The organism is Buttiauxella agrestis (assembly GCF_900446255.1).
Classification (GTDB): Bacteria; Pseudomonadota; Gammaproteobacteria; order Enterobacterales; family Enterobacteriaceae; genus Buttiauxella; species Buttiauxella agrestis.
In genome coordinates this window covers 4082700-4103337 of record NZ_UIGI01000001.1, presented here as the reverse complement: position 1 = coordinate 4103337, position 20638 = coordinate 4082700, and the positions used below count along the sequence as shown (strand labels likewise).

20 protein-coding genes are annotated in these 20638 nt (G+C 50.2%); 13 read left to right on the top strand and 7 right to left on the bottom strand.

The features are described from left to right. The 9 genes from murD (at position 1) to lpxC (ending at position 10407) form a co-directional block, all read left to right on the top strand. Complete coding sequence (gene murD, locus DY231_RS19335) at positions 1-1317, top strand: UDP-N-acetylmuramoyl-L-alanine--D-glutamate ligase (RefSeq protein ID WP_115630851.1); 1317 nt, start codon at positions 1-3, stop codon at positions 1315-1317. Beyond that, a complete protein-coding gene (gene ftsW / locus DY231_RS19330; RefSeq protein WP_034493362.1) occupies positions 1317-2561 on the top strand; it encodes a cell division protein FtsW in 1245 nt (414 codons plus the stop codon). The genes murD and ftsW overlap by 1 nt, the downstream gene beginning before the upstream one ends. Beyond that, positions 2558-3625: an undecaprenyldiphospho-muramoylpentapeptide beta-N-acetylglucosaminyltransferase gene (gene murG, locus DY231_RS19325; protein ID WP_115630849.1), complete on the top strand. Its 1068-nt coding sequence runs from the start codon at positions 2558-2560 to the stop codon at positions 3623-3625. The genes ftsW and murG overlap by 4 nt, the downstream gene beginning before the upstream one ends. 66 nt (positions 3626-3691) lie before the next feature. Continuing rightward, positions 3692-5167, top strand: coding sequence for a UDP-N-acetylmuramate--L-alanine ligase (gene murC, locus DY231_RS19320; protein ID WP_115630847.1), 1476 nt, complete (start codon positions 3692-3694; stop codon positions 5165-5167). Further along, the gene (locus DY231_RS19315) at positions 5160-6080 is read left to right on the top strand and encodes a D-alanine--D-alanine ligase (RefSeq protein ID WP_115630845.1); all 921 of its coding nucleotides are present in this window, start codon (positions 5160-5162) and stop codon (positions 6078-6080) included. Before murC ends, DY231_RS19315 begins: the two co-directional genes overlap by 8 nt. A gap of 1 nt (position 6081) precedes the next feature. Then, a complete protein-coding gene (ftsQ, locus tag DY231_RS19310; RefSeq protein ID WP_115630843.1) occupies positions 6082-6915 on the top strand; it encodes a cell division protein FtsQ in 834 nt (277 codons plus the stop codon). Between the two features lie 2 nt (positions 6916-6917). Continuing rightward, a complete protein-coding gene (gene ftsA / locus DY231_RS19305; protein ID WP_034493371.1) occupies positions 6918-8174 on the top strand; it encodes a cell division protein FtsA in 1257 nt (418 codons plus the stop codon). 63 nt (positions 8175-8237) lie between these two features. Beyond that, positions 8238-9389 carry a cell division protein FtsZ gene (gene ftsZ, locus DY231_RS19300; RefSeq protein WP_064539921.1) on the top strand — a complete coding sequence of 384 codons (1152 nt, stop codon included), beginning with the start codon at positions 8238-8240 and terminating at the stop codon, positions 9387-9389. Positions 9390-9489: 100 nt separating this feature from the next. Further along, the gene (gene lpxC / locus DY231_RS19295) at positions 9490-10407 is read left to right on the top strand and encodes a UDP-3-O-acyl-N-acetylglucosamine deacetylase (RefSeq protein WP_115630841.1); all 918 of its coding nucleotides are present in this window, start codon (positions 9490-9492) and stop codon (positions 10405-10407) included. An 8-nt stretch (positions 10408-10415) separates the two neighbouring features. On the opposite strand, the gene DY231_RS19290 is transcribed toward lpxC, so the two are convergent. Beyond that, complete coding sequence (locus DY231_RS19290) at positions 10416-10934, bottom strand: DUF721 domain-containing protein (protein ID WP_115630839.1); 519 nt, start codon at positions 10932-10934, stop codon at positions 10416-10418. 22 nt (positions 10935-10956) lie between these two features. Between DY231_RS19290 and secM the strand changes: the two genes are divergently transcribed. The 3 genes from secM (at position 10957) to mutT (ending at position 14704) form a co-directional block, all read left to right on the top strand. After that, entirely contained in the window at positions 10957-11463 is a 507-nt protein-coding gene (gene secM / locus DY231_RS19285; protein WP_115630837.1) for a secA translation cis-regulator SecM, read from the top strand. A gap of 66 nt (positions 11464-11529) precedes the next feature. Further along, positions 11530-14235, top strand: a complete 2706-nt coding sequence (secA, locus tag DY231_RS19280; protein ID WP_115630835.1) for a preprotein translocase subunit SecA — start codon at positions 11530-11532, stop codon at positions 14233-14235. Positions 14236-14299: 64 nt separating this feature from the next. Continuing rightward, a complete protein-coding gene (mutT, locus tag DY231_RS19275; RefSeq protein WP_115630833.1) occupies positions 14300-14704 on the top strand; it encodes an 8-oxo-dGTP diphosphatase MutT in 405 nt (134 codons plus the stop codon). Here the strand turns inward: mutT and yacG are convergent. The 3 genes from yacG to coaE are packed head-to-tail and all read right to left on the bottom strand — an operon-like array spanning position 14701 to position 16271. Further along, positions 14701-14898, bottom strand: coding sequence for a DNA gyrase inhibitor YacG (yacG, locus tag DY231_RS19270; protein WP_034493382.1), 198 nt, complete (start codon positions 14896-14898; stop codon positions 14701-14703). The two genes, mutT and yacG, sit on opposite strands and share 4 nt — an antisense overlap. 9 nt (positions 14899-14907) lie before the next feature. Next, the gene (gene zapD / locus DY231_RS19265; protein WP_115630831.1) at positions 14908-15651 is read right to left on the bottom strand and encodes a cell division protein ZapD; all 744 of its coding nucleotides are present in this window, start codon (positions 15649-15651) and stop codon (positions 14908-14910) included. Next, positions 15651-16271 (bottom strand): dephospho-CoA kinase, encoded by a 621-nt coding sequence (gene coaE, locus DY231_RS19260; protein WP_115630829.1) that lies wholly within the window; start codon positions 16269-16271, stop codon positions 15651-15653. Before coaE ends, zapD begins: the two co-directional genes overlap by 1 nt. Positions 16272-16456: 185 nt before the next feature. Between coaE and DY231_RS19255 the strand changes: the two genes are divergently transcribed. Then, entirely contained in the window at positions 16457-17500 is a 1044-nt protein-coding gene (locus DY231_RS19255) for a GMP reductase (RefSeq protein WP_115630827.1), read from the top strand. A gap of 37 nt (positions 17501-17537) precedes the next feature. Here DY231_RS19255 and hofC read toward each other — a convergent pair whose 3' ends face one another. Genes hofC through ppdD form a run of 3 tightly spaced genes read right to left on the bottom strand, consistent with a single transcriptional unit; the run spans position 17538 to position 20568 of the window. Continuing rightward, the gene (gene hofC / locus DY231_RS19250) at positions 17538-18743 is read right to left on the bottom strand and encodes a protein transport protein HofC (protein WP_115630825.1); all 1206 of its coding nucleotides are present in this window, start codon (positions 18741-18743) and stop codon (positions 17538-17540) included. Further along, a complete protein-coding gene (gspE, locus tag DY231_RS19245) occupies positions 18736-20115 on the bottom strand; it encodes a type II secretion system protein GspE (RefSeq protein WP_115630823.1) in 1380 nt (459 codons plus the stop codon). The genes hofC and gspE overlap by 8 nt, the downstream gene beginning before the upstream one ends. A 3-nt stretch (positions 20116-20118) precedes the next feature. Next, the gene (ppdD, locus tag DY231_RS19240) at positions 20119-20568 is read right to left on the bottom strand and encodes a prepilin peptidase-dependent pilin (RefSeq protein ID WP_115630821.1); all 450 of its coding nucleotides are present in this window, start codon (positions 20566-20568) and stop codon (positions 20119-20121) included. Positions 20569-20638 lie beyond the last annotated feature (70 nt).

Genomic DNA, 20638 nt, shown 5'->3' with positions numbered 1-20638 from the left:
ATGACTGATTACCAGGGTAAAAAAGTCGTCATTATTGGATTGGGCCTCACCGGCCTGTCCTGTGTTGACTATTTCCTCGCTCGTGGTGTGACACCGCGTGTGATGGACACCCGCATCTCGCCACCGGGTCTGGATAAATTGCCAGAAGCGGTGGAGCGACACACTGGCTCACTCAATGAAGACTGGTTGTTAGCGGCTGACTTGATTGTTGCCAGCCCTGGTATTGCTATCGCCCATCCAGCCCTTAGCCGTGCGGCAGACGCTGGCGTAGAAATTGTGGGTGATATCGAACTGTTTTGTCGCGAGGCGCAAGCACCGATTGTAGCCATTACCGGTTCCAACGGTAAAAGTACCGTCACGACTTTAGTCGGTGAAATGGCGAAAGCGGCTGGCGTGAATGTGGGCGTGGGTGGAAACATCGGCCTGCCTGCGTTGATGCTGCTTGATCCTGCTCGCGAGCTTTATGTGCTTGAGTTATCCAGCTTCCAGTTAGAAACCACCTCAAGCCTGAAAGCGGCGGCGGCGACCATTCTTAACGTCACCGAAGATCATATGGATAGATATCCCTTCGGGCTGCAACAGTATCGTGCCGCTAAATTGCGCGTTTACGAAAACGCCGCTGTTTGTGTTGTGAATGCCGATGATGCACTGACGATGCCTGTACGTGGTGCAGATGTACGCTGCATTAGCTTTGGTGTGGATGTCGGCGATTACCACCTGAATCATCAGCAAGGCGATACCTGGCTGCGTGTGAAGGGTGAGAAAGTGCTGAACACCAAAGAAATGAAAATCGTGGGCCGCCACAACTACACCAACGCACTTGCAGCGCTGGCACTGGCTGATGCGGTGAAACTCCCGCGCTCCAGCAGTCTGAAAGCATTGACCACCTTTACAGGCCTTGCGCACCGCTTCCAGCTTGCATTGGAACGTAACGGCGTGCGTTGGATTAACGACTCGAAAGCAACCAACGTCGGTAGCACAGAGGCGGCGCTGAACGGCTTGAAAGTTGAAGGTACATTGCATCTGTTGTTAGGTGGCGATGGTAAATCGGCTGATTTCTCGTCCCTCAGCCAGTATCTGCAAGGCTCTGCAATTCGACTGTATTGTTTTGGCCGCGACGGAACTGAGCTTGCGGCACTGCGCCCTGATGTTGCCGAGCAAACTGAAACTATGGCTGAGGCGATGAAATTGATTGCCGCCCGTGTTCAACCGGGTGACATGGTTCTGTTATCACCAGCATGCGCCAGCCTCGATCAGTTCAAAAACTTTGAACAGCGTGGCGACCAGTTTACTCAACTTGCGAAGGAGCTTGGCTGATGCGCTTATCTCTCCCTCGCCTGCGAATGCCCCGAGTGCCAGGATTTGCCATCCTGAGCTGGCTGGCGTCGGCAGTTAAAGGCTGGGTGATGGGCACCAAAGAAGCCGACTCAAATAACATCGTAATGTATGACCGCACGATGTTATGGCTGACTTTCGGACTGGCGGCAGTCGGTTTCATTATGGTGACTTCCGCCTCCATGCCTGTAGGTCAGCGTCTGGCGAATGATCCCTTCCTGTTTGCCAAACGTGACGGTTTGTACATCATCCTGGCGTTTGCATTAGCGATGGTCACACTGCGTTTGCCGATGGATTTCTGGCAGCGCCACAGTACTGCAATGCTGCTGTTATCCATTGCGATGTTATTGATTGTATTGGTTGTCGGTAGCTCGGTTAACGGTGCGTCGCGTTGGATTGCATTCGGCCCATTACGTATTCAGCCTGCCGAATTCACGAAGTTGTCGCTGTTCTGTTATCTCGCCAACTACCTGGTTCGTAAGGTAGATGAAGTGCGTAATAACCTACGCGGCTTCCTCAAACCGATGGGCGTGATCCTGGTATTAGCGGTACTGCTTCTGGCGCAGCCTGACTTAGGTACGGTTGTTGTGTTGTTTGTGACGACACTGGCAATGCTGTTCCTGGCAGGGGCAAAACTTTGGCAGTTCCTGGCCATCATCGGCATGGGGATTTCTGCCGTCGTGCTGCTGATCCTCGCCGAACCGTATCGTATCCGCCGCGTAACGTCCTTCTGGAATCCTTGGGATGACCCGTTTGGTAGTGGCTACCAGTTGACGCAATCTCTGATGGCATTCGGTCGCGGGGAATTGTGGGGGCAGGGGTTAGGTAATTCGGTTCAAAAACTCGAATATTTGCCGGAAGCACATACCGACTTCATCTTCTCCATTATCGGAGAAGAGCTCGGATATATCGGTGTGGTGCTGGCTTTATTGATGGTATTCTTCGTCGCTTTTCGTGCGATGTCCATTGGTAAACGCGCGTTAGAAATGGACCAGCGTTTTGCGGGCTTTTTGGGCTGCTCAATCGGGGTTTGGTTTAGTTTCCAGGCGCTGGTAAACGTTGGTGCAGCAGCAGGTATGTTGCCAACCAAAGGCCTGACTTTGCCGCTTATCAGTTACGGTGGTTCGAGCCTGTTAATAATGTCTACAGCAATCATGATGTTGCTGCGAATTGATTATGAAACACGTCTGGCTAAAGCTCAGGCGTTTACGAAGGGTGTGCGATGAGTAATCAAACCCGGCGGTTAATGGTGATGGCGGGCGGGACTGGCGGGCATGTGTTCCCGGGTCTTGCTGTCGCGCATCACTTAATGGCTCAGGGCTGGCAAGTGCGCTGGCTCGGAACCGCCGATCGTATGGAAGCAGATTTAGTTCCGAAGCATGGAATCGAGATCGACTTTATTCGTATTTCAGGTTTGCGTGGTAAAGGCCTGAAGGCCATGTTGCTGGCTCCGGTGCGTATTTTCAACGCCTGGCGTCAGGCGCGGGCCATCATGAAAGCCTATCGCCCGGATGTAGTACTCGGAATGGGCGGTTATGTTTCAGGCCCTGGCGGCCTTGCGGCATGGTCACTCGGTATTCCGGTGGTATTGCATGAGCAAAATGGCATTGCTGGTTTAACCAATAAATGGTTGTCAAAAATTGCCAAAAAGGTCATGCAGGCGTTCCCCGGCGCATTTCCGAATGCGGACGTAGTGGGTAATCCGGTGCGTACCGATGTATTAGCGCTGCCATTACCACAAGAACGTTTTGCTGGTCGTGAAGGCCCTGTGCGAGTTTTGGTGGTAGGTGGCTCGCAGGGCGCTCGAGTACTGAACCAGACAATGCCGCAAGTGGCGGGTCGTTTGGGCGATGCCATTACTATCTGGCACCAGTCAGGTAAAGGTGGCGAAGAGTTTGTTAAGCAAGGCTATGCCGAAGCCGGGCAGCCTCAGCATAAAGTGACCGAATTTATTGATGATATGGCTGGCGCATATGCGTGGGCTGATGTCGTGGTGTGTCGCTCCGGTGCATTAACCGTCAGCGAAGTCGCGGCCGCAGGTTTACCTGCATTGTTTGTTCCCTTCCAGCACAAAGATCGGCAGCAATACTGGAATGCGCTGCCGTTGGAAAAGGCTGGAGCGGCAAAAATACTGGAGCAACCGCAGTTTACCGTGGATGCCGTTACCCAAACTCTCGCCGGGTGGGACAGAGCGACGTTACTGGCAATGGCCGAGCGTGCGCGTGCTGCATCCATTCCTGATGCCACAGAGCGGGTAGCAAAAGAAGTGAGCGCCGCAGCACTGGCGTAATCATTGTGGGCGGACTGTTGCCCATGAATATTTGAAGTCATGGCGTTTGACGCTGCAGGTTAGAGAATGAATACACAACAACTGGCGAAACTGCGTTCTATCGTGCCCGAGATGCGTCGCGTCCGGCACATTCACTTTGTTGGCATCGGCGGCGCCGGTATGGGCGGTATTGCTGAAGTTTTAGCTAACGAAGGTTATCAAATCAGTGGGTCTGATTTGGCACCGAACCCGGTCACTCAGCAGTTGTCGGCGCTGGGCGCCACGATTTATTTCAACCATCGCCCTGAAAATGTGTTGGATGCGAGTGTTGTGGTGGTATCCACCGCAATCTCAATGGATAACCCGGAAATTGTTGCTGCTCATGAAGCGCGTATCCCGGTTATTCGTCGTGCTGAAATGCTGGCCGAGTTGATGCGTTTTCGTCACGGCATCGCTATTGCTGGTACGCACGGCAAAACAACCACCACGGCGATGGTTTCCAGTATTTATGCAGAAGCAGGGCTTGATCCTACTTTTGTGAACGGTGGCCTGGTTAAAGCCGCTGGAACCCATGCTCGCCTGGGTCACAGCCGTTACCTGATTGCTGAAGCAGATGAAAGTGATGCGTCATTCCTTCATCTGCAACCGATGGTTTCTGTGGTAACGAATATCGAAGCTGACCACATGGATACCTACCAGGGCGACTTCGAGAATTTAAAGCAGACGTTTATTAACTTCCTGCACAACCTGCCTTTTTATGGTCTGGCTGTGATGTGCGTAGACGATCCAGTTATTCGTGAATTGCTGCCTCGTGTCGGCCGCAAGATCACCACTTACGGTTTTAGCGAAGATGCGGATGTGCGCATTGAAAACTACCAACAGAAAGGGCCGCAAGGGTATTTCACGATTGTGCGTCAGGATAAACCTGCTCTGCATGTGACGCTGAATGCGCCGGGTCGCCACAACGCGTTAAACGCGGCGGCAGCGGTCTCTGTTGCGACAGAAGAAGGCATTGATGACGAGGACATTCTGCGTGCGCTGGAGAGCTTCCAGGGAACCGGGCGTCGCTTTGATTTCCTCGGTGAATATCCGTTAGCGCCAGTAAATGGTAAAGAAGGCAGCGCCATGCTGGTGGATGACTACGGTCACCATCCGACAGAAGTGGATGCCACGATTAAAGCCGCTCGTGCAGGTTGGCCGGATAAAAATTTGGTGATGATCTTCCAGCCGCACCGTTTCACGCGTACTCGTGATCTGTACGACGACTTTGCTAACGTGTTGTCACAAGTGGATTCATTGTTGATGCTGGATGTTTATGCTGCGGGTGAAGCGGCTATTCCTGGCGCTGACAGCCGTTCATTGTGCCGTACTATCCGTGGTCGCGGAAAAGTTGATCCTATTCTGGTGCCGGATGCGAACCAGATCGCTGATATGTTGTCTCCGATCTTGTCGGGAAATGATTTGATCCTGGTGCAAGGTGCAGGAAATGTCGGGAAAGTTGCCAGAAACCTGGCTGAATGCAAATTGCAGTCCCACACTAAGGAGGGAGACCAACATGGCTGAGAAAATCGCTGTTCTGCTGGGCGGGACTTCCGCTGAGCGTGAGGTGTCATTGCAATCAGGTGCTGCGGTACTCGCTGGCCTGCGTGAAGCTGGAATTGATGCGCACGAAGTTGACCCGAAAGACACACCCGTCACAGAGCTGAAAGCGCAGGGTTTTGACAAAGTATTCATTGCCTTACACGGTCGCGGTGGGGAAGACGGAACCCTGCAAGGGTTACTCGAATTTCTGAAACTGCCTTATACCGGTAGTGGCGTCATGGCATCAGCCGTCACGATGGATAAACTGCGCACCAAATTATTGTGGAAAGGTGCAGATTTACCTGTCGCTCCGTGGGTTGCACTCACGCGCCGTGATGTCGAAGCCGGTATTTCTGCAACCACAGTTGAACAGATTGCAGGCTTAGGGATGCCAGTCATCGTTAAGCCAAGCCGTGAAGGCTCAAGCGTGGGTATGTCTAAGGTTGATAATGTTTCAGCCCTGCCTGCAGCGCTTGAATTGGCCTTTGAACATGACGAAGAAATTCTGATCGAGAAGTGGCTCAGTGGCCCTGAGTACACGGTTGCGATTGTTGGCGAAGAAATATTACCGTCAATTCGTATCCAACCCGCTGGAATTTTCTATGATTATGAGGCGAAGTATCTCTCTGATGAGACACAATATTTCTGCCCAGGCGGTTTAATCGAACAACGCGAGCAAGAATTACAGGCATTAGTGCTGCAAGCCTGGCAAGTTTTGGGGTGCAGCGGTTGGGGGCGCGTAGACGTCATGCTGGATAGTGACGGCCAGTTTTATTTACTGGAAGTGAACACTTCTCCGGGCATGACCAGCCACAGTCTGGTGCCAATGGCGGCACGTCAGGCTGGGATGACATTCTCTCAACTGGTAGTGCGGATTCTGGAGTTGGCAGACTGATATGTCGCAAGCAGCTCTGAATACGCGTAATCGCCAGGAAGAAGAAGAAACCAGTTCTCGTCGCAGTAACGGTGGGCGACTGGCCGGGATTATTTTCCTGAGCGCAGTACTGTTTACGGTATTTATCGGCGGCTGGATTGTGGTTGGCTGGATGGAAGATGCACAGCGGCTGCCATTGTCTAAGTTAGTGGTTACTGGTGAACGGCATTACACCCGTAACGATGATATTCGCCAGTCAATTCTGGCTCTGGGGCCACCGGGCACCTTTATGACCCAGGATGTGAATATCATCCAGCAGCAAATTGAACGTTTGCCATGGATCAAGCAGGCGAGCGTGAGAAAGCAATGGCCGGACGAATTGAAGATTCATCTGGTTGAATACGTGCCTATAGCGCGCTGGAATGATCAACATATGATTGATGCGCAAGGAAATGCGTTCAGTGTTCCAGCAGAACGTGCAACAAAGCAGACTTTACCTATGTTATCCGGGCCAGAAGGCAGTGAAGGTGAAGTATTGCAAGGTTATCGCGCAATGGGCGACGTGCTGGCAAAGGATAAATTTACATTGAAAGAAGCGGCAATGACCGCTCGGCGCTCCTGGCAATTGACGCTAAATAATGGCATCAAACTTAATTTAGGTCGGGGCGAAACAATGAAACGCCTGAGTCGTTTTGTAGAACTTTACCCGGTTCTGCAGCAGCAAGAGCAAGCCGACAATAAAAGGATTAGTTATGTCGACCTGCGTTATGACTCCGGCGCGGCGGTAGGCTGGCAGCCCGCTCCCGTAGAGGAATCTACTCCTAATCAGCAACAGAATCAGGCACAGGCAGAATAACAATGATCAAGGCGACGGACAGAAAACTGGTAGTAGGACTGGAGATCGGTACCGCAAAGGTTGCCGCTTTAGTAGGGGAAGTTCTGCCTGACGGTATGGTCAATATTATTGGCGTGGGTAGTTGCCCATCGCGTGGTATGGACAAAGGTGGCGTAAACGATCTCGAATCAGTCGTAAAATGCGTTCAGCGCGCGATTGATCAGGCCGAATTAATGGCGGATTGCCAGATATCTTCGGTCTACCTTGCGCTGTCAGGTAAACATATTAGCTGTCAAAACGAGATTGGCATGGTGCCAATTTCTGAAGAAGAAGTGACGCAGGAAGACGTTGAGAACGTTGTTCACACCGCGAAATCAGTACGCGTACGTGACGAGCATCGTGTTTTGCACGTAATCCCGCAAGAATATGCAATTGACTACCAGGAAGGCATCAAAAATCCTGTAGGTTTATCTGGTGTGCGCATGCAGGCTAAAGTGCACTTGATTACCTGCCATAACGACATGGCTAAAAACATCGTCAAAGCTGTTGAACGATGTGGCCTGAAAGTTGACCAACTGATCTTTGCAGGACTAGCAGCAAGCTATGCAGTTTTGACTGAAGATGAGCGTGAATTAGGGGTCTGCGTAGTCGATGTCGGTGGTGGTACAATGGATATTGCGGTCTACACTGGCGGCGCATTGCGTCACACCAAAGTGATTCCTTACGCAGGGAACGTGGTGACCAGTGATATCGCCTATGCCTTCGGCACACCGCCGAGTGATGCAGAAGCCATTAAAGTGCGCCATGGCTGCGCTCTGGGTTCGATTGTAGGTAAAGACGAAAACGTTGAAGTGCCAAGCGTAGGCGGACGTCCGCCGCGTAGCCTGCAACGTCAGACACTCGCAGAAGTTATCGAGCCACGTTATACCGAACTTCTGAATCTGGTAAACGAAGAGATTTTGCAATTACAAGAACAACTTCGCCAGCAAGGTGTGAAGCACCACCTGGCGGCGGGGATTGTACTCACGGGCGGCGCGGCGCAGATTGAAGGGCTGGCAGCCTGTGCGCAACGTGTGTTCCATACGCAAGTTCGTATTGGACAACCGTTAAATATTACAGGCCTGACTGATTATGCCCAGGAGTCTTATTACTCCACAGCAGTCGGCTTGCTGCACTACGGGAAAGAAACACATCTCAGTGGTGAAGCAGAAGTGGAAAAACGCTCCTCTGTCGGCTCATGGATTAAGCGAATCAACAGCTGGCTGAGAAAAGAGTTTTAATTTTTATAAGAGACCAGACAAAATTAGTGGTCTCAGGCGACAGGCACAAAACGGAGAGAAACTATGTTTGAACCTATGGAACTGACCAACGACGCGGTGATTAAAGTCATCGGCGTCGGTGGTGGCGGCGGCAATGCCGTTGAACACATGGTGCGTGAGCGCATCGAGGGTGTTGAATTCTTTGCAGTGAATACCGACGCTCAGGCGTTACGCAAAACTGCTGTAGGCCAGACAATCCAGATTGGTAATGGAATTACCAAAGGTCTGGGGGCTGGAGCAAACCCAGAAGTGGGTCGTACCGCTGCGGAAGAAGACCGCGATGCGTTACGTGCAGCCCTTGAAGGCGCAGACATGGTATTTATCGCCGCAGGTATGGGTGGCGGTACTGGTACAGGTGCAGCACCTGTCGTGGCTGAAGTCGCTAAAGACTTAGGCATTCTGACCGTTGCCGTTGTGACCAAACCTTTCAACTTTGAAGGCAAGAAGCGCATGGCTTTCGCGGAGCAGGGTATTGCCGAGCTGTCTAAGCATGTTGACTCCTTGATCACCATTCCTAACGACAAATTACTGAAAGTACTGGGTCGCGGTATCTCTTTGCTTGACGCTTTTGGCGCAGCAAACGATGTACTGAAAGGCGCTGTGCAGGGTATCGCAGAGTTGATTACCCGTCCGGGTCTGATGAACGTCGACTTCGCTGACGTGCGCACCGTAATGTCCGAAATGGGTTATGCCATGATGGGCTCTGGTGTTGCAAGTGGTGAAGACCGTGCAGAAGAAGCTGCTGAAATGGCAATTTCCAGCCCGCTGTTGGAAGATATCGATCTTTCTGGCGCACGTGGTGTTTTGGTCAACATTACTGCTGGCTTTGACCTGCGTCTGGACGAGTTTGAAACTGTCGGTAACACCATCCGTGCGTTCGCATCTGATAACGCCACTGTGGTTATCGGTACTTCTCTGGACCCAGAGATGAACGACGAACTGCGTGTTACTGTTGTTGCAACCGGTATTGGTATGGACAAGCGTCCAGAAATCACCCTGGTGACCAACAAACAAACTCAGCAACCTGTCATGGATCGCTACCAGCAGCACGGGATGGCTCCGCTTCAGCAAGAGCAAAAACCTGTTGCCAAAGTAGTTAACGACAACACGCCACAAACGACGAAAGAGCCTGATTATCTGGATATTCCAGCGTTTTTGCGCAAGCAAGCTGATTAAGAATAAACCGGAAGTTGGGGATCTCCGCTCTTTGTGCTAAACTGGTCCACCGATTGTGATATACACTTCGGTTGGATAGGTAATTTGGCGAGATTATACGATGATCAAACAAAGGACATTAAAACGTATCGTTCAGGCGACTGGCGTCGGTTTACATACCGGCAAGAAAGTCACACTGACGTTGCGCCCTGCGCCGGCAAATACCGGGGTCATCTATCGTCGCACCGACTTGAATCCTCCGGTAGATTTTCCGGCAGATGCCAAATCTGTGCGTGATACCATGCTCTGTACTTGCCTGGTGAACGAGCACGATGTGCGGATTTCTACCGTTGAGCACCTGAACGCCGCCCTGGCTGGGTTAGGTATTGATAACATCGTTATTGAAGTCAATGCCCCAGAAATCCCAATTATGGACGGTAGTGCAGCGCCATTCGTTTACCTGCTGCTTGATGCCGGGATTGACGAATTAAACTGTGCGAAGAAATTTGTACGCGTCAAAGAAACGGTTCGCGTTGAAGACGGCGACAAATGGGCTGAATTCAAGCCGTACAATGGTTTCTCGTTGGATTTCACCATCGACTTTAACCACCCGGCGATTGATGCCAGTACTCAACGCTACAGCATGAACTTCTCTGCAGATGCATTTATGCGCCAGATTAGTCGTGCTCGTACTTTCGGTTTCATGCGTGATATCGAATATCTGCAGTCCCGTGGTTTGTGCCTGGGCGGCAGCTTCGATTGTGCCATCGTTGTTGACGATTATCGCGTACTGAACGAAGACGGTCTGCGTTTTGAAGATGAATTCGTTCGTCACAAAATGCTTGATGCGATTGGTGACTTGTTCATGTGCGGCCATAACATTATCGGCGCGTTTACCGCCTATAAGTCAGGTCATGCACTGAATAACAAATTGCTTCAGGCGGTTCTGGCGAAGCAGGAAGCCTGGGAATGGGCAACCTTCGAAGACGATGCCGAACTTCCGTTAGCGTTCAAAGCACCAAAAATGGTTCTGGCATAACACCAGAATTATTTATTGCGACTGGTTTCATTGGTACTCTCTCCGGCCAATGATGCCAGTCGTTCTATTATTGCCTTCAATTTCTCAGGGCTACCTTCAGCCACCATTCTTAATGCCTCAGCACTTTGCTGGCTCAACACTCTGTTAACCCCTTCAGTTTTACCTTTCACTGTCTGAATGCTGTTTTCTTGTACTGATTCTTGCCCAATTGCAGCCAGTGATGGATTAATCCTGATGTCGATTGATGTCAATGATGGTAATATTTGCGCACGTAATGCACTTAATAGTGTGGCTTGTTCATAGCGTAAGCGCATCAGCCAGCTAGCATTTGCAGTTTCAAGTACGAGAATGCCTTGTCGAAAATTTGCGACCCGGCACCAGGGATGCAGTTGAGCGGGTAATATTCCTTTCACCGCCCTGTTGAGCCGAAGTAGCGCAGTGGCACGTTGTTGCACGTTTTGCAGCACGCTTTCGGCACCAGCATCATCGAACAAATGATCTAAAGATTGTGGGCGACTATCACGCATACATAATGCTCCGGCGGAAAAAGTGATTGGTATTCTAAATCGTTGGCGACAGTTTGGCAGACGTTACTTCTGGCCGCATCTCTTATTGGGGATGGTCGCGGCGAGTTTTGGCATGCCTGCGCTCAGCCAAAATACCGAGCCTACAGCCCCGGCAGAAACCTCTACCAGCAGTCACGACTACCTGAACAAAGTCAGCTTCAATAGTCTGGCATTATTACAGGAAAGTACCCGACGACCATCATTTAGTGTCGATTACTGGCATCAACATGCGATTCGTACAGTAATACGCCACCTTTCTTTTGCTATGGTGCCTCAAACGCTCCCGGTCGCAGAAGAGAGCTTGCCACTTCAGGCACATAAACTCGCTTTACTGGATACGCTCACCGCGTTACTCACCCAGGAAAGCAAACAGCCCGTAATTGTGCGCCACATTGCGCTTTGGCAACCGCCAGCTGTCGAGACTTTTAGTCCTGCCATCTGGATTAGCCAGGTTCACGGTATCCGCGCCGGTCCACTACGCCTCAGCTAAAACCATTCCCTTTAATTATAACGTTATTTTAGCTCTACCCTGACGGTAGGCGTTTGAGAATTTATTATGCTAATCAAATTATTAACTAAAGTTTTCGGTAGCCGTAACGACCGTACTCTGCGTCGTATGCGTAAAGTTGTGACTCTTATCAACAGCATGGAACCGGAAATTGAAAAACTTTCCGATGACGAATTAAAAGCAAAAACCGGTGAATTCCGTGCGCGTCTTGAAAAAGGCGAAGTGCTGGAAAACCTGATCCCAGAAGCTTTTGCTGTGGTCCGTGAAGCAAGTAAGCGTGTGTTCGGCATGCGTCACTTCGACGTACAGCTGCTTGGCGGTATGGTACTGAACGATCGCTGTATCGCGGAAATGCGTACAGGTGAAGGTAAAACCCTGACGGCAACTCTGCCTGCATACCTGAACGCATTAAGCGGTCGTGGTGTTCACGTTGTGACTGTGAACGACTATCTGGCCCAGCGTGATGCCGAAAACAACCGTCCGTTGTTCGAGTACCTTGGCCTGAGTGTCGGCATTAACTTACCTGGCATGCCAGCGCCTGCAAAACGCGAAGCCTATGCAGCTGACATCACTTACGGCACCAACAACGAATACGGTTTTGACTACCTGCGTGACAACATGGCGTTCAGCCCTGAAGAACGCGTACAACGTAAACTGCACTATGCGTTGGTGGATGAGGTTGACTCAATCCTTATCGATGAAGCACGTACTCCGCTGATCATCTCCGGCCCGGCGGAAGATAGCTCTGAGATGTACCGCAAAGTAAACGAAATCATCCCAAGCCTGATCCGTCAGGAAAAAGAAGACTCCGATACTTTCCAGGGCGAAGGTCACTTCTCCGTTGACGAAAAATCTCGTCAGGTAAACATTACTGAACGCGGTCTGGTACTGGTTGAAGAGCTACTGGTACGCGAAGGCATCATGGAAGAAGGCGAGTCATTGTACTCCCCAACTAACATTATGCTGATGCACCATGTGACTGCAGCTCTGCGCGCACATGTACTGTTCACCCGTGACGTTGACTACATCGTAAAAGATGGCGAAGTCATCATCGTTGATGAGCACACAGGCCGTACCATGCAAGGTCGCCGTTGGTCTGATGGCCTGCACCAGGCTGTTGAAGCCAAAGAAGGTGTGGATATCCAGAACGAAAACCAGACTCTGGCCTCTATTACCTTCCAGAACTACTTCCGTCTGTATGAAAAACTGGCAGGTATGACCGGTACTGCGGATACCGAAGCCTTCGAATTCAGCTCTATCTATAAACTCGATACCATCGTTGTGCCAACTAACCGCCCAATGATTCGTAAAGACATGCCAGATTTGGTCTACATGACTGAAATGGATAAAATTGCGGCGATCATCGAAGACATTAAAGAACGTACCATTAACGGCCAGCCCGTGCTCGTAGGTACGATTTCTATCGAGAAATCCGAAGTGGTTTCTGCTGAGCTGACCAAAGCGGGCATTAAACACAATGTTCTGAACGCTAAGTTCCACGCCAACGAAGCCGGTATCGTTGCTCAGGCGGGTTATCCTGCTGCGGTAACTATCGCAACGAACATGGCGGGTCGTGGTACGGATATCGTGTTGGGCGGCAGCTGGCAGTCAGAAGTGGCTGAGCTTGAAAACCCAACCCCAGAGCAAATTGCACAAATTAAAGCTGACTGGCAGATTCGTCATGATGCGGTTCTGGCATCTGGCGGCCTGCATATCATCGGTACTGAACGTCACGAATCTCGTCGTATCGATAACCAGCTGCGTGGCCGTTCTGGTCGTCAGGGTGATGCGGGTTCATCTCGTTTCTATCTGTCGATGGAAGATTCACTGATGCGTATTTTCGCATCGGATCGTGTCTCCGGCATGATGCGTAAACTGGGTATGAAACCGGGTGAAGCGATTGAACACCCATGGGTCACTAAAGCGATTGCTAACGCACAGCGTAAAGTTGAAAGCCGTAACTTTGATATTCGTAAACAACTTCTTGAATACGATGATGTGGCGAACGATCAGCGTCGTGCCATCTACACCCAGCGTAACGAATTACTGGATGTGAGCGACGTAAGTGAAACCATCAACAGCATTCGTGAAGATGTGTTCAAAGTGACTATTGATGCGCATATTCCGCCACAATCCCTGGAAGAAATGTGGGATGTTGAAGGTCTGGAAGAGCGTCTGAAAAACGATTTCGATCTTGAACTGCCAATTAAAGAGTGGCTGGATAAAGAGCCTGAACTGCACGAAGAAACACTGCGCGAGCGTATTTTGGAAAACGCTATCGAAGTGTATAAGCGTAAAGAAGAAGTGGTTGGCATTGAAATGATGCGTCACTTCGAAAAAGGCGTCATGCTGCAAACTCTTGATTCACTTTGGAAAGAGCATTTGGCGGCAATGGATTATCTGCGTCAGGGTATTCACTTACGTGGTTACGCGCAAAAAGATCCTAAGCAAGAATACAAACGTGAATCCTTCTCTATGTTTGCCGCAATGCTTGAATCACTGAAATATGAAGTGATCAGTACGCTGAGCAAAGTACAGGTTCGTATGCCTGAAGAAGTAGAAGCGATGGAACAACAACGTCGTGAAGAAGCTGAGCGTTTAGCACAGATGCAACAGCTGAGCCACCAGGATGACGAGACGATCGCCGCACAAGAGTTGGCTTCAGAAACGGGTGAACGCAAAGTGGGCCGTAACGACCCATGCCCATGTGGTTCCGGTAAAAAATACAAACAGTGTCATGGTCGTTTAAGCTAAACACTTGATTGTCGATGAAGGCGCAGCTTGCTGCGCCTTTTTTATATGGAGCACCTGCACAAAAATGAAACAATTAGAAATCGCCGTGGGCATTATTCGTAACCCTAAGAGCGAAATTTTTATTACCCAGCGAGCCGCTGATGCTCATATGGCGAATAAGCTTGAATTTCCCGGTGGGAAAATCGAAGCGGGTGAAACGCCAGAGCAGGCGTTAGTCCGTGAACTTCAGGAAGAAACAGGTATTACAGCGACTGAATTTACACTGTTTGAGAAACTAGCCTATCAGTTCCCGGACAGGCATATCTCGTTGTGGTTTTTCCTGGTGGAAAGTTGGGAAGGCGAGCCGTGGGGTAAAGAAGGGCAACCGGGTCAATGGATTGCGCAAAATGCGCTGGTGGCTGCAGATTTTCCACCAGCCAATGAACCGGTTATTACCAAACTAGTCATTGACGAACGACAGCAACGTTAACGCAGGTCTTCTTCACTCCAGCCGTCGCTGTCTGACAAATCGCCGCTGCTCGGAATTCTTTTTTCCTCAGCGGCCCATTCACCTAAATCAATCAGCTGGCAGCGTTTGCTACAAAATGGTCGGTACGGGCTGGTTTCATTCCAGATAACTGTTTTACCGCAGCCAGGGCAATTTACACTAATGGATTCAGACACGTTAGCTCCTCAGCAGCATGCAAGTTCGAAATCAAGTCGTTCAGGGATAACCCCATTTTCGCTATCAAGTGGTAAGAAACGGATCGCAAAACGGCTTTTATGTCCGGATACCTGCGGGTACAGCTGACAAGACAAATCCAGCTTTAAACGCAACAAATCGGCGTCATCGCCGTTATCCTGATAAAAACCATTCAAGCTAGTTTGCTTACGGAATGGTGCAGAATTACGAATAATATCCAACAGCAGATCCAGAGATTGTTTTAACGGCTGCAAGCTCGCCAACCACTGATTAATCTGCGCGTCACGCTGTGTTTGCGGAGAATACAGCCAGATATGCAATGTCGGTAAATCAAAGCTACAGCATCCTCCAGGGATGCTAAGACGCTGACGAACCAGTGCAATCAGACGGTCTTCGCGCAAAGCCTGCCCTAAACGTGGGGCCGCCATTAACAGGCTGCCATGTTCTTTAAGTTGGCTACGCAGTGAGTCGATTCGCTGCATATCTACACCCGGAACTTCCGCCCAACTCAGTAATTTGCGCTGCTGGCGCTCAAGTTCTTTAAGAATATCGGTACGAATTTCACCGCGTTCAAAGACATCCAGCAGATCGCCGACGTTGCGGAAGAAGTGTAGTGCTTTGGAAGTGTTTTCTACCGGTAATGAACTTTCGAGTTGTTGAATTAAGAACTCGATACGCAGCCAGGTACGCATTTTTTCATTCAATGGGTGCTCAAAAAGAATCTGGGTGCTCATTATTCATTTTCCTGCTGTGCGGCCTGCGACGCTAGTTCCAGGTACTGGCGGTGCAGACGGTCAACATGTGCGGCCACCTTTTCGGGGGCACCATCATTATTAATTACATCATCGGCAGCGTTCAAACGTGCCTCGCGTGTCGCTTGTGCAGCAATAATTTGTTGCGCATGTTCACGACTGACTTTATCGCGCGCAATAGTACGTGCGATTTGTACTTCTGGCGACACATCAACGACCAAAACGCGATCGGCCTTTTGTTGCAGATTATTCTCGACTAATAACGGAACAACCCATAGTACATAAGGAGAAAGTGCCTGGCTGATTTCAGTTTGGGTGCGCTGATGAATAAGCGGGTGCAGTAAAGCATTAAGCCACTGCTTTTCCGCTGGAGAAGAAAAGATTCTTTCGCGAAGAACCCGGCGATTCAGAGTGCCATCCGGAAGGAGGATCTCTGGACCGAAATGTTCATAAATAATGTTAAGGGCGGGCTGTCCTGGTTCAACGACCTGGCGCGCAATGATATCCGCGTCGACAACGGTAATACCTAATCGGGAAAAGTTATCAGCGACAGTGCTTTTTCCGCTGCCAATCCCACCCGTTAATGCCACCGTATAAACCATAAAAACCAGACCCTAAAGCGATTACACATTTCTTAGGTAAATTTTAACGATTGTAGCGTAAAAAAGACTGTTTTCGCAGTCTTGCAGCGGTATTAATAGTGCGTATGATAGCGTCACTGGAATTGGTGTCCAAATCGCCAATTGCGTTCACGCGTCCTTCGCCATTCGACCCAGGAATCTGCAACATGCGTATTGAAGAAGATTTGAAGTTAGGTTTTAAAGACGTTCTTATTCGTCCAAAACGTTCCACTCTGAAAAGCCGCTCTGATGTAGAGCTTGAGCGCCAGTTCACTTTCAAACACTCCGGTATTGCATGGTCAGGTGTTCCGATCATTGCTGCTAACATGGACACCGTTGGTACATTCGGCATGGCCAAGGCTCTGGCTTCGTTTGATATCCTCACCGCCGTTCATAAGCACTACTCTTTTGAAGAGTGGAGCGACTTCGTGAAATCCACTCCAGAAAGCATCCTGAAATTTGTCATGGTTTCAACGGGTACATCAGACGCTGATTTCGAGAAAACCAAACAAATTCTGAACCTTAACCCAGCGCTGCAATTTATCTGCATCGATGTGGCAAATGGTTATTCTGAGCACTTCACTCAGTTTGTTTCCAAAGCGCGTGATGCATGGCCAAATAAAGTTATCTGTGCAGGTAACGTTGTGACGGGTGAAATGTGCGAAGAGCTGGTTCTTTCCGGCGCGGACATCGTCAAAGTCGGTATCGGTCCGGGTTCCGTTTGTACCACTCGTGTCAAAACTGGTGTTGGCTATCCACAACTTTCCGCTGTTATTGAATGTGCTGATGCAGCGCATGGCCTTGGCGGTCAGATTGTTAGCGACGGCGGTTGTACTATGCCAGGCGATGTGGCTAAAGCCTTCGGTGGCGGCGCAGATTTCGTGATGCTGGGCGGTATGCTGGCAGGTCATGACGAAAGCGGCGGCACAATCGTCGAAGAAAACGGTGAGAAATTCATGCTGTTCTACGGTATGAGTTCCGAGTCTGCAATGACTCGCCACGTGGGTGGTGTTGCAAAATACCGTGCTGCTGAAGGCAAAACCGTTAAGCTGCCATTGCGTGGCCCTGTAGAAAACACCGCTCGTGACATTTTGGGCGGCCTGCGTTCTGCATGTACTTATGTGGGTGCCTCTCGTTTGAAAGAGCTGACCAAACGCACCACGTTCATTCGTGTGAATGAGCAGGAAAACCGCGTTTTCAATAGCCTCTAAGCTATTGACGATATACGGCGTGGCTTTGCCCACGCCGTCATCCTGTACTCATCGCATCTCCTAACTGGAAAATCGGCAGATACATCGCGATGACCAGCGTTCCAATGATCACTCCCACAACTAACATCATTATTGGCTCAAGAGCAGCGGCAAGGTTATCTGCCAGTTCTTCGGTATGGCTATGATGCCAGGTTGCGAGTTTTTCCAGCATCAAATCTAAAGCACCTGATTCCTCCCCAATACGCACAAGCTGGCAGCACAAAGATGTAAAGCTTCCACTCTGTGAGAGCGCATGCCAAAACGGGATACCCTCAGTCACTTTGACGCTTATCTGCGAGATAACCTTTTTCCACATCAATTGCGTGAGGGTGTTTTCAACCGCTTCGAGGCCTTGTAATAGCGGGATCCCTGCCTGTTGAGCCAAGGATAATGTGGTGTAGATTTGACTTAGAATTTGCCCTCGCCAAAGGGGGGCAACCAGGGGAATACGCAGCAACAGTTTCTGTTCATATTCTTGCCAGTGTGGCTTTTTCTTTCGTATGAAATAACTACTAGAAACGAGAGCACTACCTGCCAGCAACCACCATACGCCTTGCGTCGTTACCCAATGCGAAACAGCCATTACAGCCAGTGTAATTGCCGGTAATGGAGCATTGAATGAGCGGTAGATATTGGCAAACTCAGGCAGTACAAAACCCATCATTCCGACCGTCACTACCAACGCGACTACCATAATAAACAGTGGGTATCGCAGTGCTTTCATCACTTTCTTGCGCAGCCGGTAGAGCTTTTCTTGCTGGTCAACCAGCCGTTTACAGCACTCATCCAGCTTCCCTGTTAACTCACCAATATGAATAAGAGCAATAAAGAGTGCGGGGAAAATGCCCGGCCATTGCTGTAATGCTGAGGAAAAGGGAATACCGTTGGATACGCGTTGTTCCAGGTCTTTCAGCAGCGCTCGCCATTCATCGAATGGATGTTGCTGGGCTATGAGCAGCAGCCCGTCAGATAATGATATTCCCGCCTGAAGCAGTGTGGCGAGTTGGCGAAAAACCTGGATTTTTTGCTGGATATGCCAGCAACCGCGGCGAACACTGGATATTTTTCGCAACTGAAAAAGTTGAAGATTGGCATTAAGCAATTGATCACTAACGGAGACCGCATCATCAGCCAGCAAAGCGCCTTGTTGCATCTGGCCATGCTGATCGACGGCTTTCCAGCGCCAGAGGACAAACTTAGCCATGGGGAACACCAAGTACCCGGTACAGTTCCTCTAGGGTCGTGAGCCCTTGTTCCACAGCCTCGCAGCCACTTTCGAAAAGGGTTTTCATACCAAGTTGGCGTGCCAGGGTCTCAATCTCAGTTGCAGAAATGCCCTGAGCGATCGCTGATTGTAGAGAAGGGTCGACAAGGAGTATTTCAAACAAAGCGCTTCGACCGTAGAAACCGCAATAACACCTTTTACAGCCAACCGCCCGCCAATGGGGCAGAGCTTTTCCCCAAAGTGTTGAGGGAAGAATGATGTCATCAGGGAGTTGCTGCTTGCAGTGAGGACAGAGTTTACGTACTAAGCGTTGCGCCACCACGATGTTTAACGCAGAAGCCAGCATCCAGCGCTCTACGCCCATTTGTTCAAGCCGCACGACAGTTTCAGCCGTGGAATTGGTATGCAACGTTGAAAGCACCAGATGCCCGGTTTGTGCGGCTTTGATAGCTATCTCTGCTGTATCGCCATCCCGGATTTCACCCACCATGATGATATCCGGGTCCTGGCGCAGTAATGCGCGTAATACGCTCTGAAAACTCAGTCCCGCTTTACTGTTAATTTGCGTTTGATTAAGCCCATGCATAGGGATTTCTATCGGGTCTTCAACGCTACACACATTGCTCGATATTTGGTTGAGGATTTTTAAAGCGCTGTAAAGCGTGATGGTTTTTCCACTTCCTGTGGGACCAGTGACCAGAATCATTCCTTGTGGATTGGCGAGTGCGCGCTGAAATCGGGCGCAATCATCAGGCGACATGCCCAATTGCGTTAACTCGAAAGTTTGTTCTGTCTGCGACATTAAACGTAAGACGACTTTTTCGCCGTGATAGACCGGCAAGGTTGCGATGCGAAATGAACATTTATGTTGCTCAATTTCTATCGTCATTTGCCCGTCCTGCGGAAGTCGACGCTCCGCGATATCAAGATTACCTAAAACCTTTAGCCGTGCGGTTAGCGGTGCAGCCAGATGCGTGGGCAGCAGGGGCTGTAATTGCAACACGCCATCGACACGAAAACGAATCTGATACCCTTGCTCCATGGGTTCAAAGTGAATATCTGATGCTCTCAGTTGTATCGCTTTTAGCAGCGTTTCCTGTAGCAGTTGTACCACTGGAGCCGTGTTTTCTTGCGGTTCATCCGGGCTGGTTGGCAGTCGTGAATGTCGGGCTTTTTCGAGTTGCTCAGTCGGCCAGTATTCGACGTTGACCGGTTTATCGCAGATGAAACGTAAAGCCTCAAAGAACTGAGCCGGTGGGTTCGGGGCAATAGCGATATGCAGCGCGGGATCTTCTGCAAGCAATAACGCCTGATACTGGTTACAGAGTGCGAGGATCTGTTGATTGATCATGGCTTAATTTACCGCCTGATTGTTATCAAAGCGGAACACTTCTTCGCATGATTGTTGGAGGGAACCACCGTTGGTTGCAGCACATGTTCGTGACCAACCCTCCACACCTTCCGCATCACTCCAGCGGGGAGTTAGCGAAACGGTTAGCCCGTTCAGGCTTTCTTGTCCTGTAAGTGTGATAACGCCTTGTTCAATGCTCATACCGCTCACGTAGCGCGTGGTTTTCGGCGAGGGAATACCATTGCTGCCCGCATCGCATTCACTGATTCCCCCTCGTTCAATCGCACAAAGCTCTACCGCGGTGCGATAAGGGACAAAGGTTTGCAACATGTCGGTGAGCGCAGCTTTGCGTAAGTAACCCTGATAAGCAGGAATACCGATGGCGCTAAGAATCGCAATAATGCCGATGACGACCATCAGCTCAATAAGTGTGAATCCTTGTTGTTTGTTCATGTGCCGCTCCTGGTTGAGATGGCGGCACTTTGCTCCGTTTAAAACACTCAGGCGAGGGCGATTTCAGGTA